The sequence below is a fragment of the Mycobacterium sp. 663a-19 genome, from assembly GCF_035616495.1.
GTDB lineage: Bacteria > Actinomycetota > Actinomycetes > Mycobacteriales > Mycobacteriaceae > Mycobacterium.
In genome coordinates this window covers 156208-169770 of sequence record NZ_JAPJAV010000007.1, presented here as the reverse complement: position 1 = coordinate 169770, position 13563 = coordinate 156208, and the positions used below count along the sequence as shown (strand labels likewise).

Annotated in this window: 12 protein-coding genes and 1 tRNA gene; 5 read left to right on the top strand and 8 right to left on the bottom strand. The window is 68.1% G+C overall.

The window, feature by feature from the left end; all coding sequences use genetic code 11:
* Positions 1 to 114: 114 nt before the first annotated feature.
* Positions 115 to 1398 carry a PPE family protein gene (locus OQ968_RS14475; protein ID WP_324678929.1) on the top strand — a complete coding sequence of 428 codons (1284 nt, stop codon included), beginning with the start codon at positions 115 to 117 and terminating at the stop codon, positions 1396 to 1398.
* An 11-nt stretch (positions 1399 to 1409) separates the two neighbouring features.
* On the opposite strand, the gene OQ968_RS14470 is transcribed toward OQ968_RS14475, so the two are convergent.
* The 7 genes from OQ968_RS14470 to aceE all read right to left on the bottom strand — a co-directional run bounded on the left by OQ968_RS14470 (position 1410) and on the right by aceE (position 11093).
* A complete protein-coding gene (locus OQ968_RS14470; RefSeq protein WP_324678928.1) occupies positions 1410 to 2831 on the bottom strand; it encodes an acyl-CoA carboxylase subunit beta in 1422 nt (473 codons plus the stop codon).
* A 45-nt stretch (positions 2832 to 2876) separates the two neighbouring features.
* On the bottom strand, positions 2877 to 4130 hold the full coding sequence (gene kasB, locus OQ968_RS14465) for a 3-oxoacyl-ACP synthase KasB (protein ID WP_324678926.1): 1254 nt from the start codon (positions 4128 to 4130) through the stop codon (positions 2877 to 2879).
* A gap of 27 nt (positions 4131 to 4157) precedes the next feature.
* Complete coding sequence (gene kasA / locus OQ968_RS14460; protein ID WP_324678924.1) at positions 4158 to 5408, bottom strand: 3-oxoacyl-ACP synthase KasA; 1251 nt, start codon at positions 5406 to 5408, stop codon at positions 4158 to 4160.
* Complete coding sequence (gene acpM / locus OQ968_RS14455) at positions 5405 to 5752, bottom strand: meromycolate extension acyl carrier protein AcpM (RefSeq protein ID WP_068108932.1); 348 nt, start codon at positions 5750 to 5752, stop codon at positions 5405 to 5407. Before acpM ends, kasA begins: the two co-directional genes overlap by 4 nt.
* Positions 5753 to 5829: 77 nt before the next feature.
* Positions 5830 to 6738, bottom strand: coding sequence for an ACP S-malonyltransferase (locus tag OQ968_RS14450; protein WP_324678920.1), 909 nt, complete (start codon positions 6736 to 6738; stop codon positions 5830 to 5832).
* Between the two features lie 140 nt (positions 6739 to 6878).
* Positions 6879 to 8204: a PucR family transcriptional regulator gene (locus OQ968_RS14445; protein ID WP_324678918.1), complete on the bottom strand. Its 1326-nt coding sequence runs from the start codon at positions 8202 to 8204 to the stop codon at positions 6879 to 6881.
* A 99-nt stretch (positions 8205 to 8303) separates the two neighbouring features.
* On the bottom strand, positions 8304 to 11093 hold the full coding sequence (gene aceE, locus OQ968_RS14440) for a pyruvate dehydrogenase (acetyl-transferring), homodimeric type (RefSeq protein ID WP_324678916.1): 2790 nt from the start codon (positions 11091 to 11093) through the stop codon (positions 8304 to 8306).
* Positions 11094 to 11234: 141 nt separating this feature from the next.
* Here aceE and OQ968_RS14435 point away from each other — a divergent pair, with 141 nt between their 5' ends.
* The 4 genes from OQ968_RS14435 to OQ968_RS14420 all read left to right on the top strand — a co-directional run bounded on the left by OQ968_RS14435 (position 11235) and on the right by OQ968_RS14420 (position 12949).
* Complete coding sequence (locus OQ968_RS14435; RefSeq protein ID WP_324678914.1) at positions 11235 to 11816, top strand: hypothetical protein; 582 nt, start codon at positions 11235 to 11237, stop codon at positions 11814 to 11816.
* Positions 11817 to 11944: 128 nt separating this feature from the next.
* Positions 11945 to 12367, top strand: a complete 423-nt coding sequence (locus OQ968_RS14430) for a DUF3052 domain-containing protein (protein ID WP_324678913.1) — start codon at positions 11945 to 11947, stop codon at positions 12365 to 12367.
* Complete coding sequence (locus OQ968_RS14425) at positions 12367 to 12828, top strand: peroxiredoxin (protein WP_324678911.1); 462 nt, start codon at positions 12367 to 12369, stop codon at positions 12826 to 12828. Before OQ968_RS14430 ends, OQ968_RS14425 begins: the two co-directional genes overlap by 1 nt.
* A gap of 49 nt (positions 12829 to 12877) precedes the next feature.
* Positions 12878 to 12949, top strand: a tRNA-Val gene (locus tag OQ968_RS14420).
* Positions 12950 to 13055: 106 nt separating this feature from the next.
* Here the strand turns inward: OQ968_RS14420 and OQ968_RS14415 are convergent.
* Entirely contained in the window at positions 13056 to 13364 is a 309-nt protein-coding gene (locus OQ968_RS14415) for a hemophore-related protein (protein WP_420715911.1), read from the bottom strand.
* Between the last annotated feature and the right edge of the window lie 199 nt (positions 13365 to 13563).

The following is a 13563-nucleotide window of genomic DNA, read 5'->3' as shown; positions in this document are numbered from 1 at the left end:
AGAGACGTCCCCAGCGCTCATCTAGTTCGCTCTTGCGGAATCAACGCTGCTTCGTTGGCGTGCGACTGCCGTCTGCTCACGAACAGCAAAGCTCAACCAGGCAAAGGAAATACGATGGATTTTGGGGCATTGCCACCCGAGATCAACTCCACTCGGATGTACATGGGTCCGGGAACGGCGTCACTGCTGGCCGCTTCCGCCGCATGGGACACACTGGCCGGCGAACTGCACATCGCCGCAGGCGGTTATCAGTCGGTGATCGCAAGCCTGACCCAAGAGTGGGCGGGCCCGTCGTCGGTGTCGATGGCCGCCGCCGTCGCGCCCTACCTGATGTGGATGAGGGCGACCGCCACCCAATGTGAGGCGGCGGCCAGCCAGGCGGCGGCGGCCGCGGCAACTTATGAAACCGCCCACGCGATGACGGTGCCACCGCCAGCGGTCGCGGCCAACCGGGTTCGGTTGGCGGCCTTGGTTGCGACCAACATCCTGGGCCAGAACACGCCCGCGATCATGGCCAACGAGGCGGAATACGCCGAGATGTGGGCCCAAGACACCACGGCGATGTACGAGTACGCGGCGGGTTCGGCCGCCTCCTCGACGCTGACGGCCTTCACGCCGCCACCGCGGACGACCAACCCGAGTGGGCTTGGCGTCGGGGCCAGCGCCGGCGCGCACGCTCAGAGGGCGTCGACGCAACTCATGTCCGTCGTGCCGCAGGCGTTGCACGGGCTGACAACCCCGGGGTCGTCCACCGCGGGAACGATCGCCGCATCGGGAGCGTCCTCGGCGGCCTCGGCCCCAATCACCGCGCTTTCCAGCCTCACCGGCGTGTCGGGCAACGGGGCGTTGAAGGGCATCGGTAAGAGCGCCGGCGCGCTCGAAGGCGCCGCGACCGGCCTGACCGGCCTGAACGAAGGCGAACTGGGCTTGGTCGAGGACAGCGCGGGCCTCGGCATGGACGCGGTCGGTTTGGTGGGCTTGGACGGCGGTGGCGTCGGTCTGGACTTGCTCGGCGTGGGCCTCGACTTCACGGGCGCCGACGAGCTGACCCAGTCGGGAGGCTTAGGAGGCTTGGGCGGCTTGGGGCACCTGGGCGGGCTGGGACCGTTGGGTGGTTTCGGCGGCGCCGCACCGTCCGCGAGCCTGGGCCGAGCGGCGTCGCTCGGGACGCTGTCGGTACCGCCGAGTTGGGGCAACGCGCTGTCGGTGCCCGCGGCGGCGCCATTGCTCGACGCCAAAGCCATGCCGGTTGGCTCGGGCGGCGCGCTGCCGGCGGCGCCGAGCGCGACCGTGTCCAAGTTCCCGCTGGGCGGCATGATCGGGCGCCAGACCGAGGGAGCTGTTCAGCGAATTGGGTTCCGCGCCTCGGTGATTCCGCATTCGCCCGGGGCCGGGTAGCCCCCGATGAACTACAGCGGGATGTTCTTGTGACGGCCGCGGCGCGCCGGCGCCTGGGCCAGCGCCTCGGTGAGCTTGCTGCGGGTGTGCGCCGGGTCGATCTTCTCGTCGACCACGCCGATCTCGATGGCACTGTCGACGCCACCGGCGATGCGCTCGTGCTCTGCGGCCAGCTGGTCGTGCAGCGCCTCGCGCTCGTCGTCCGGCGCGGCGGCCAGCTTCTTCTTGTGCAGGATGCCGACGGCGGCCTTGGCGCCCATCACCGCGACCTCCGCGTCCGGCCACGCGAACACCTTGGTGGCGTTCAGCGACCGGGAGTTCATCGCAATGTAGGCCCCGCCGTACGTCTTTCGGGTGACCAGCGTGACGCGCGGAACGGTGCACTCCCCGAACGCGTGCAGCAGCTTGGCGCCGCGGCGCACCACGCCGCCCCACTCCTGGTCGACACCGGGCAGATAGCCCGGAACGTCGACGACCACCACCAGCGGAATGCCGAAGGCGTCGCAGAGGCGCACGAAACGCGCTGCCTTCTCGGCGCTTTCGGAGTTCAGGCAGCCGCCGAGGCGCAGCGGGTTGTTGGCCAGCACACCGACCGTGCGGCCGGACAGCCGGCCCAGCCCGATCACCATCGACGGCGCCCAGTTGGCCTGGAACTCGTCGAACGGCGTCTCGTCGTCCAGGATCGCGGTCACGATCGGGCGCACGTCGTAGGCCCGCCGTGACGACTCGGGCAGCAACGCGTGGATGTCGGTGTCACCGGCCTCGGCCTTATTCCGGTCGAAATGCCCTTGCTGGCAGAACAATCCGACCAGTCGGCGACCCCGCTCGTAGGCGTCGAGCTCGTCGTCGGCGACGATGTGGCACACGCCGGACTTCTTGTGGTGGGTCTCCGGGCCGCCGAGCGCGGCCATGTCGACGTCCTCGCCGGTGACGCTGCGCACAACGTCGGGCCCAGTGACGAACACCCGGCTCTCCGGGGCCATCACGACGACATCGGTCAGCGCCGGCCCGTAGGCAGCGCCGCCAGCGGCGAACCCGACGACCACCGAGATCTGCGGGACATAGCCCGACGCCCGGATCATCGCCTCGAACACCAGGCCCACCGCGTGCAGCGCCTTGACGCCCTCGGCCAGCCGGGCGCCGCCGGAATGCCAGATGCCCACGATCGGGCTCTGCTCCTCGATGGCGGTGTCGTAGGCGTTGACGATGTGCGTGCAGCCCTCGATGCCCATCGCGCCGCCCATCACGGTTCCGTCCGTGCAGAACGCGATCGTGCGCACGCCGTTCACGGTGCCCGCGGCGGCAAGCACACCCGAGCGGTCACGCTCGTGCAGCAGCTCGATGCTGCCGTCGTCGAAGAAATTGCTCAGACGCAACAACGGGTCGCGGGGGTCGAGCGACTCGCCAACCGCCTCGGGGGCCATGAGTGTCATCGCGGGTCTCCTGTTTCCGGTGATGCTGGCGGTCGATGCCGCTGTTTAGTACCGCCCGAAGGCGATTGCCACGTTGTGGCCGCCGAATCCGAACGAGTTGTTGACCGCATACCGGAAATCACCGTGCCGCGGCTTGCCCGCCACCACGTCCAAATCGATTTCCGGATCAAGGTTTTCAAGGTTCAGGGTCGGCGGGACCAGCTGATCCCGCAACGCCATGACGGTCAGGATCGACTCCACCGCGCCGACCGCACCCACCGAGTGGCCGAGGGCGGACTTGGGCGCGTACACCGCCGGCTTGTTGCTGCCGAGGGCGAGGTTGATGGCCTTGCTCTCGGCCAGGTCGCCGACCTGGGTGCCGGTGGCGTGGGCGTTGACGTGGTCGATGTCGCCGGGGGTGAGGCCCGCCAGTTGGATCGCCCGGGTCATCGCGTGCCCCGCGCGTTCACCGTTGGGGTCCGGCGCCACCATGTGGAAGCCGTCCGAGGTGACGCTGGCCCCCATGATCCGGGCAAGGATGTTGGCGCCGCGCGCTTTTGCGTGCTCCTCGGTCTCGATCACCATCAGCGCGCCGGCCTCGCCGAACACGAAACCGTCGCGGTCCCGGTCGAACGGGCGACAGGCGCCGGCGGGGTCGTCGTTTTTGGTCGACATCACGATGCGCATCGCGGCGAACGCCGCGATCGGCACCGCCTCGATTCTGGTCTCGACGCCACCGCAAACCGCGATGTCCGCCTCACCCAGCACGATCTGCTGCCAGGCACGCGCGATGCCTTCATTACCGGACGCGCACGCCGAAACCGGCGTCATCACACCGGCTTTGGCGTGCAATTCCAGTCCGACCGCGGCGGCCGCACCGTTGGGCATGTACTTCTGCACACCCAGCGGCGAGACCGCCTTCATCCCGCGGGCACGCATGTCGTCGTAGCTGAAGACCATCTCCTCGGACGAGCCCAGGCCCGTGCCGATGGAAACGGCCAACCGGTTGGTGTCGACTTCGGGTGAACCGGCGTTCTCCCACACCCGGCGGCCCAAGATGGTGGACATCCGCTGCAGATAGCCCGTCCGGCGCAGCTCGATGCGAGTCAGCTGGCTGTCGAACTCTTCCACGAGATGCCCACCGATGCGGACCGGCAGGTCGAACTCCTCGACGAACGGGTCGTCGAGGGTGCGGATCCCACTTTGGCTGTCTAGCAACAGCTTCCAGGTGGTTTCCGCGTCGGGTGCCAGGGCGGTCGTCATGGCAATGCCGGTGACGACCACGTTGGGGAAAGCTTTCCCCGTAACCAGCTCTGTCATGGGTGTGGCGAACGTTCCTTTCGTGCCTCAGTAGCGCCCGAAGGCGAGCGCGACGTTATGCCCGCCAAACCCGAATGAGTTGTTGATCGCGTACTCGTAGTCGCCGTGGCGGGGTTCGCCTGCGACGACGTCCAGATCGATTTCGGGATCGGGAGTTTCGTAGTTGAGGGTGGGCGGGATGACGCCGTCCCGCAGGGTCAGCACCGTGAGCACCGACTCCAGCGCCCCGACTGCGCCGATCGAGTGTCCCAGTGCGGATTTGGGTGCATACACCGCGGCGTGCTCGCAACCGGCGACCCGGAGCGCATTGGCCTCGGCCGTGTCGCCGATCGGTGTCGCGGTTCCGTGTGCGTTGACGTGGTCGACGTCCTTGGGGGACAAGCCCGCCAACTCCAGCGCCCGTGTCATCGCCCGGCCGGCACGCACGCCGTCCGGCGCGGGCGCCACCATGTGGAAGGCGTCCGAGGTGATACCGGCGCCGAGCAACCGGGCCAGCGGCTTGGCGCCGCGGGCCTTGGCGTGCTCCTCGGTCTCGATGACCATGAGCGCCCCGGCCTCACCGAACACGAAGCCGTCGCGGTCCTTGTCGAACGGCCGCGACGCGCGCTCGGGCTCGTCGTTGCGGGTCGACATGGCCCGCATCATGGAGAACGCCGCGATGGGCAGCGCCTCGATCGGACCCTCCACACCGCCGCAGACGGCGATGTCGGCATCACCCATGACGATCTGACGCCACGCGTGGGCAATCGCCTCCGAGCCCGACGAGCAGGCCGACACCGGGGTCATCACCCCGGCGCGTGCCCCCAGCTGCAGCCCGACGGTCGCCGCGGCGCCGTTGGGCATGATCATCTGAACGGCGAGCGGCGACACCTTGCGGGGGCCGCCCTCGTTCATCAAGTCGTAGCTCTCCACGATCCGCTCGGCGCCACCCAGACCGGTGCCGACCACGACCGTGAACCGGTCGGGATCGACCTCTGGGTTGCCCGCGGACTCCCACAGCTGACCGGACAGCAACTTGCTCATCCGCTGCACGTAGGACATGCGGCGCATGTCGAGTCGGCCCATGTGGTTGTCGACGGGCTCCTTGAGGTGTCCGCCGATCTTGACGGGCAGGTCCCACTTCGTGATGAACTCGTCCTCGAGGACGTGGATGCCGGATTCGCCGGCCAACAAGCCCTTCCACGTGCTCTCGATGTCCGGCGCGATCGATGTCGTCGCCGTGACGGCGGTTACCACGACGCTGGGGTAACCGCCATTGGCAGTGGAAGGCTTGGTCACTTGCTGTCCGCTTCCATTCTCGCCTTGACGTTGGCGACGGCCTCGGGGTTCTCGGACTCGATCTTGGCGCGCAGCGCCGCGGCGGCCTCGGGGTCCTCTTCCTCGAGCTTCTGGATGTAGGCGACGACGTCACCGACGGTGCGGAGACCGGCGAGGTCCTCGTCGGGGATCTTGACGCCGTACTTGTCCTCGGTCTGAACGGCGATCTCGACCATCGACAGCGAGTCGATGTCCAGGTCGTCGACGAACGACTTCTCCGGGGTGACCTCGGAGGGCTCGATACCGGTGACCTCTTCGATGATCTCCGCAATACCGGCGATGATTTCTTCCTGAGTGACGGCCACAGCCTTGCTTCCCTTCGTAATGTGTTGTGTGTAAATCGAACTGACGTGCTTTTTGGTTGTACTGGCCGAGCTGGCGTCTAGAGGTTGGCCAACTCGTCCAGGTCTGCGGGTGACTTGACGGCGTGTGCCGGAACCCCCCGAAGTTCGCGCTTGGCGATGCCGGTGAGGGTGCCCGCAGGGGGGAACTCCACGATCGCCGTGACATTGAGCTCACGAAGCGTGTCGGTGCACAGGTCCCAGCGCACCGGCTGGGTCAGCTGGGCAACCAGCGCGTCCATCGCCGCGGCCGCCGAGGCTACCGGCTTTCCGTCGCGGTTGGACAACAGCGTGGCGGTGGGCTCGGCGGTCGTGATGGACGCCGCCGCGGCGGCGTAGGCGTCGAGGGCCGAGGCCATGTACTTGGTGTGGAACGCCCCGGCCACGCCCAGCGCGCGCACCCGGGCCCTGGCCGGCGGGTCCTCGGCCAGCTTGTCCAACGCGGCCAGCGAGCCGGCGGCCACGATCTGGCCGGGCGCGTTGCGGTTGGCCGGGAACAGGTCGAGCTGCTCGAGCCGGGCCAGCACCTCGGCCTCGTCGCCGCCGAGCACCGCGGACATGCCCGTCGGCTCGATGGCGCAGGCCTTGGCCATCTCGGCGCCGCGGGTGGCGGCCAGCGCGACGGCGTCGTCGGCACCCAGCACACCGGCGATCGCGTAGGCCGCGATCTCGCCGACGGAGTGGCCGGCCACGACCAATTCCTCGCCGGCCGGCAGGCCGCGCTTGGTCAGCTCCTGGTGGGCCAGCAGCGTGGCCGCGACGACCAATGGCTGCGTGACGGCGGTGTCGGTGATCTCTTGGGTCGAGGCGGTGGTGCCCAGCCGAACCAGGTCCAGACCGCTGGCCTTCGACCACAGGGCGAGTTGGTCAGCCGCGCCCGACAGCTCCAGCCACGGCGACAGCATTCCCTCGGTCTGCGAGCCCTGTCCGGGCGCAAGAAACGCAATCACGTGTCTAAGAGAACACTGTGGAAACGGTTTTGGCGGGTGTAACAGATCATGAACCTCGTCTTAGGTTTTTGTATACACCCTACAAAACGGCCTTGTAAGCTACATGTTTGATACCGGGCCGCGATCTGTTGGCTGGATCACTATCGCCCCGACGCCGCCGCGGCACCCCCTCTGACCGGCAGGGGAACGGGCGTGATCGTGCTGCTGGCAACGGCAGAGGGAGTCGTCGGGTAGTTGAGCTGACCCACCGTCGCCGCCACACGCAGCACATACGCATCACGGGGCTGAGTGGGATCGCGCCCGGTGAAGTCGGTGATCCGCTTGAGGCGGTAGCGGACCGTGTTTGGATGAACGAACAACTTGCGCGCGCAAGCCTCAATCGCGCCGCCAGAATCTAAGAAGGCTTCAAGGGTCTCGACGAGGGTCGGTCCGGCGTCGGCCAGGGGACCCATCACGTCGGTGTGCAACGCCACGATCGCCGACGCATCGCCCATCAGGGCGCGTTCGGGCAGCAGTTCGCGGGCCAGCACCGGCCGGGGCGCCCCGCTCCAGCCGGCGACGGCGTTCATCCCCGATATCGCCTCGCTGGCGCTGTGATAGGCGGCCGTCAGCATCGGCGCGGTGGGTCCGATGACCACCGGGCCGTCGGAGAAGGCCTCCAACAGGTCGCCGAGGAACTTGTCGGTCGGCGACAGGTGGCCGGACACGATCGCCACCAGCCAGGTGCCATGCACGTCGGTGAGCGCCGCGCGGGCGTGCCGCAGGGCGACGTCGCGGACGAGCTGGCTGGCCCGCTCGCTGTCGCCCTGGCCGTTGGCGTCGTCGCGCCCGGGCGCCGGGGTCCCGACCACCACCGTCGCCGGGGCGGTGGTGTCCCAGTTCAACGCGGCCGCGCGGGACAGCAGCTCCGGACCGGTGTCGCCGCGCACCACCGCGTCGACGACGCTGGCCTCCATTCGGCTGTCCCAGGTGCCGCGCGCCTCGGCCGCGTCCGCGTACGAGCTGGCGGCGGTGAAGGCCAGGTCGCGGCTGTACTTCAAGATGCCCACCGTCAGCGCGGTCAGCTGCTCTTCGGAGCGGGCCACCAGGGGCACGACCTCCTCGAAGAACTCCATGGTCACCCGCACCATGTCCACGCTGTGGCGCAGCGCGATCCGGCGGGCAAGGTCCTGGGGCACCAGCTCGAAGGCCTGCGCGGTGTAGCTCACGTTGCTGTGCGGGTCCTGCATCCACTCGACGAAGTTGTTGATGGCTGTTTGCACCACCAGGGCCACGCTGGCCCGCTGCGACGCCTCCAGATCGGCGAAGAACGGCAGGCGCTCCTGCATGACCGACACCGCCTCGGTCGCCAGCCGGCCCGAGTACTGCTTCAACCGGCGCAGCAGGGAATCGGGGACGGTGTCCAGCATTTCCAAGGGCGACCTTGGCTGCTTGGCGAACGGGCCGGCGAAGGGGTTGTCATTCACCCCTAAAACCTACGTCAGATTTCTGGAACTTTCCGCCAAAGCCGCGCCCGGGCCTCGGGGGTGTCTTAGTCGCGGCGGCCAAACCGGGCGCGGCGAGCGTCAGGCCACGCCGGGATCGGACGTCTGCTCCGGGGCGGCCTGCACGTCGTCGATCTTGTACTGGCGGGCGGCCGCGACCGGCACCGACGGGTCGATCTCGCCGTCGCGGGCCAGCGCCTCCAGCACCGCGACCACCTGGGATTCGGCGTCGGTGTTGAAGAAGCGCCGCGCGGCGGGCCGGGTGTCGGAGAAGCCGAACCCGTCGGTGCCCAGCGTGACGTAGGTGCCGGGCACCCACGGCCGGATCTGCTCGGGCACCGCGCGCATCCAGTCCGACACCGCCACCACCGGGCCGCCGGCATCGGCGAGGGCCGCGGTCACGTACGGGGTGCCGGCCGGCTGGTCCGGGTGGCGCAGCCGGGCCCGCTCGACGGCGACGCCGTCGCGGTTGAGCTCGCCCCAGCTGGTCACCGACCACACATCGGCGGCGACGTCCCACTCGGCGGCCAGCATCTCCGCCGCCCGCAGCGCCGACGGCATGGCCACCCCGGACGCCAGGAGCTGCGCCTTGTTCGCGCGCTGTTCCGTGGCGGCGCGGTAGCGGTAGATGCCGCGCAGCAGGCCCTCGGGGTCGAAGTTCTCCGGCTCCGGCGGCTGCACGTAGGGCTCGTTGTAGATGGTGATGTAGAAGTACACGTTCTCCGGGTTCGGGCCGAACATCCGCGCCAGCCCGCTTTCCACGATGTAGGCGATCTCGTAGGCGAAGGCCGGGTCGTAGGCGACCACCGCCGGGTTGCTGGCCGCCAGCAACAGCGAGTGGCCGTCGGCGTGCTGAAGGCCCTCGCCGGTCAGCGTGGTGCGTCCGGCGGTTGCCCCGAGCAGGAAGCCGCGGGCCATCTGGTCGGCCGCGGCCCACAGGCCGTCGCCGGTGCGCTGGAACCCGAACATCGAATAGAAGATGTAGATCGGGATCATCGGCTCGTTGTGCGTGGCGTACGAGGTGCCGACGGCGGCGAACGACGCGGCGGATCCGGCCTCGTTGATGCCCTCGTGCAGGATGTGGCCGGCTTCACTTTCCTTGTACGCCAACATCAATTCGGCGTCGACGGACGTGTAGAGCTGGCCGTTGCGGTTGTAGATCTTCAGGTTCGGGAACCACGAGTCCATGCCGAAGGTGCGTGCCTCGTCGGGGATGATCGGCACGATGCGGGGCCCAATCTCCTTGTCGCGCAACAGTTCCTTGAAGGTGCGCACGGTGGCCATGGTGGTGGCCACCTCCTGTTGACCCGAGCCCTTCTTCAGGGCCTTGTAGATGTCGCGGCTCGGCAGCGTCAGCGCCTTGGCCTTGGTGCGCCGCTCGGGCACGAAGCCGCCCAGCGCGCGGCGCCGGTCGAGCAGGTAGCGGATCTCGGGGGCCTCCGGGCCCGGGTGGTAGTACGGGGGCAGGTACGGGTCCTCCTCGAGCTGGGCGTCGCTGATCGGGATCCGGATGGCGTCGCGGAACCACTTGAGGTCTTCCAGCGCAAGCTTTTTCATCTGGTGCGTGGCGTTGCGGCCCTGGAAGTGCGCGCCCAGCGAGTAGCCCTTGATGGTCTTCGCCAGGATCACGGTGGGCTGGCCCTTGTGGTCGACGGCGGCCCGGTAGGCGGCGTAGACCTTGCGGTAGTCGTGCCCGCCGCGCTTGAGGTTCCAGATCTCGGAATCGGTCATGTGCTCGACGAGCGCCTTGGTGCGTGGATCGCGGCCGAAGAAATGCTGGCGCACGTAGCCGCCGTCGTTGGCCTTGTAGGTCTGATAGTCGCCGTCGGGCGTGGTGTTCATCAGGTTCACCAGCGCGCCGTCCTTGTCGGCGTGCAACAGGGCGTCCCACTCGCGGCCCCACACCACCTTGATGACGTTCCAGCCCGCGCCCCGGAAGAACGACTCCAGCTCCTGGATGATCTTGCCGTTGCCGCGCACCGGGCCGTCCAGGCGCTGCAGGTTGCAGTTGATGACGAAGGTCAGGTTGTCCAGCCCCTCGAGCGCGCCGACGTGCAGCAGGCCGCGGCTCTCCGGCTCGTCCATCTCGCCGTCGCCGAGGAAGCACCACACGTGCTGGTCGGAGGTGTCCTTGATGCCCCGGTCGTGCAGGTAGTGGTTGAACCGGGCCTGGTAGATCGCGTTCATCGGGCCCAGGCCCATCGACACCGTCGGGAACTCCCAGAAGTCGGGCATCAGCCGCGGGTGCGGGTAGGAGGGCAGGCCGCCGCCGGGATGGCTGTGCTCCTGCCGGAAGCCGTCCAGCTGGTCGGCGGTGAGCCGGCCCTCCAGGAAGGCGCGGGCGTAGATGCCCGGCGAGGCGTGGCCCTGGATGAACACCTGGTCCCCGCCGCCGGGGTGCGACTTGCCGCGGAAGAAGTGGTTGAACCCGACCTCGTAGAGCGCCGCCGAGGAGGCGTAGGTGGAGATGTGCCCGCCAACGCCGACGCCCGGGCGCTGCGCGCGGTGCACCATGATCGCCGCGTTCCACCTGATCCAGGCCCGATACCGGCGCTCGACGTCCTCGTCGCCGGGGAACCACGGTTCGAGTTCGGTGGGGATGGTGTTGACGTAGTCGGTGGAGGTCAGCGCGGGGATCGCGACCCGCTGCTCACCGGCGCGTTCCAGCAGGCGCAGCATCAGATACCGGGCGCGGGCCGGCCCGGAGCGTTCGAGCATCTCGTCGAACGATTCGAGCCACTCGCCGGTCTCCTCGGGGTCGATGTCGGGCAGATACGACGCGACGCCCTCGCGGATCACCCGCACCCGATCGGATTCGGTTGGGCTGCTTGAGTTTTGGGCCAGATCGTGGCGCACGAACTCGGTGGTCAACTTCCGCTCCTCGGTTGGCGGGTCATCTGCTTGGGTTTTCGCCTTCTATCGTGCCTTCTATCGTGCCGCACCGGCGTTCCGGGCGGGTAGCCGCGGTGTGCCGCAGGCGGCCGGAACCGCCACCCGGTAACGTCAGAAACCGTGCTCATCGGATGGCGTGCGGTCCTTGCGGGGAAAGCCGCAAAGCGAGGCGCTTTGGCTCTCGGCTGTGTCGCGATGGTGGTGATGGGCATCGTGGGGTGTACCACCGTCACCAACGGCACCGCGACGCCCGACACGAAGGTGGCCCCGGCCTACCGGCAGTCGGTGTCCGCGTCGGTGTCCGCCTCGGCCGCGACGTCGAGCATCCGGGAGACGCAGCGGCAACAATCCTTGACCACCAGGGCGGTTCGCAACTCGTGTGACACGCTGGCCACCACCAGCAGCGCCGCCATCGACAAGGTGAACGCCTTCGTCGGGGCGTTCAACGCGGGCCGCAACACCGGCCCCACCGAGGGACCGGCCATCGACGCGCTCAACGAGAGCGCCAACAACGTCGCCAACAGCTTCAGCGATGCGCTGTCGACGCAGATGAAGGACGCGTTCAACGCCTACATCGACGCCGCCCACGCGGTCGCGAACGCCATCGGCACCCACGCGCCGACGGGCGAGTTCAACAGGCGGGTCAACCAGCTCAACGACGCCAAGACGAAGGCGCTCAAACTCTGCCTGGCATCGTTCTGAGCCGGTTCTGAGCCGGTTCCGACTCGGTTCCGAGCCGCCAGAGGTATGGACCGGGTTCCGGCTGTGCGACGATAATCCCCATCGCAAGGCGCGCCCGCCTGGCGCGCACGGTTGAAGGAGGCTCCACGGTGGTCGCGGCGGATCACGCCCCGAGCTACGCTCGCAAGCTGGGCATCCAACGGGACCAAGTCGTTCAGGAGTGGGGCTGGGACGAAGACACCGACGACGACATTCGCGCCGCCGTCGAGGAAGCCTGCGGCAGTGAGCTGCTCGACGAAGACACCGACGAGGTGGTCGACGTCGTTCTGCTGTGGTGGCGGGACGGGGACGGCGATCTGGTGGACGTGCTGATGGACGCGATCGGTCCGCTGGCCGAGGACGGCGTGATCTGGGTATTGACGCCCAAGACCGGCAAGCCCGGCCACGTGCTGCCCGCCGAGATCGCCGAGGCGGCCCCCACCGCCGGGCTAATGCCGACCTCGTCGGTCAACCTCGGCGACTGGAGCGCCAGCCAGCTGGTTCAGCCGAAGTCGCGGGCCGGGAAGCGTTGATGCTGCCGGTCGGGACCACCGCCCCGGACTTCACATTGCGTGACCAAAATCAGCAGCGCGTCACCCTGAGTGCCTACCGCGGCGCCAAGAATGTCCTGCTGGTGTTCTTCCCGCTGGCATTCACCGGGATCTGCCAGGGCGAACTCGACCAGCTGCGCGACCAGCTGCCCGTGTTCGAGAACGACGACAGCGCGGTGCTGGCGATCTCGGTCGGTCCGCCGCCCACGCACAAGATCTGGTCCCTCGAGAGCGGGTTCACCTTTCCGGTGCTGTCGGATTTCTGGCCGCACGGTGAGGTCAGCCAGGCCTACGGCGTGTTCAACGACGAGGCCGGATACTCCAATCGCGGCACCTTCGTTGTCGATAGGTCGGGCGTCATTCGGTTCGCCGAGATGAAGCAGCCCGGCGAGGCCCGCGACCAGACGCTGTGGACCGACGCGCTGGCGGCGCTGCGCGCCTGAACGTTTTGGCTGCTTAGGCTGTGGACGTGTAGCCTGCCCGGCGGGCATGGGGCGCGTAGCTCAGTGGTAGAGCTCTGGTTTTACACACCAGCGGTCGGCGGTTCGATACCGTCCGCGCCCACTGGGGTTTGCGGGCTTCGCGAGCGTAATTGCACTGCGACTTTCGGCCCAGCTTTTCGCAGTGTGGTTACGCTTGCAGACTCAGCTGTGGCGTGTCGCCCGGCCGCTCAGAAGTTATGGCAGGTGTCGAACGTGCGTTGGAGGACTCCGATGTACGGCCGACTGTGTGGATTGTTCACGATCTGCTGGGCCGTCTGCCGGCGTTGGCTGAGCGACCCGGCGAGGAACTGGCGCAAACTGGCCTGCGCATCCGGTGAGGCGTTCAACGCCGCGGCGATGATCGGGTCTTGCGCGTTCAGCGCCGCCACCAACTGGTCATAGGTGCAGGTTGTGTTGACGGCCGGATCGAGATCGATGTCGGCGGAAGCGATCCCGGCCCCGGCGGCCAACGACAGCGTCAGGCCGCCAACCGCCACGGCAAGTCTGGTCAACCACCGTTTGTTCATTCGCGGACTCCTTCCCCAACACGCCAACTTTAATGCAAAGGTGCAGGTCAAGTCGATGTTATGCAAGGGGCGGACGACGCCGCGGTGCGGGCGCGCATCCGCGAGCGTCCCCATATGTACGTCGAAACGACGGTATTCGCGGCATTTTGGGGACCCTCGCGGCACAAAA

Coding starts and splice junctions, on each gene's coding strand:
- OQ968_RS14475 (WP_324678929.1), top strand. CDS start 115: ATGGATTTTGGGGCATTGCCACCCGAGATCAACTCCACTCGGATGTAC.
- OQ968_RS14470 (WP_324678928.1), bottom strand. CDS start 2,831: ATGACACTCATGGCCCCCGAGGCGGTTGGCGAGTCGCTCGACCCCCGC.
- kasB (WP_324678926.1), bottom strand. CDS start 4,130: ATGACAGAGCTGGTTACGGGGAAAGCTTTCCCCAACGTGGTCGTCACC.
- OQ968_RS14425 (WP_324678911.1), top strand. CDS start 12,367: ATGCTGCCGGTCGGGACCACCGCCCCGGACTTCACATTGCGTGACCAA.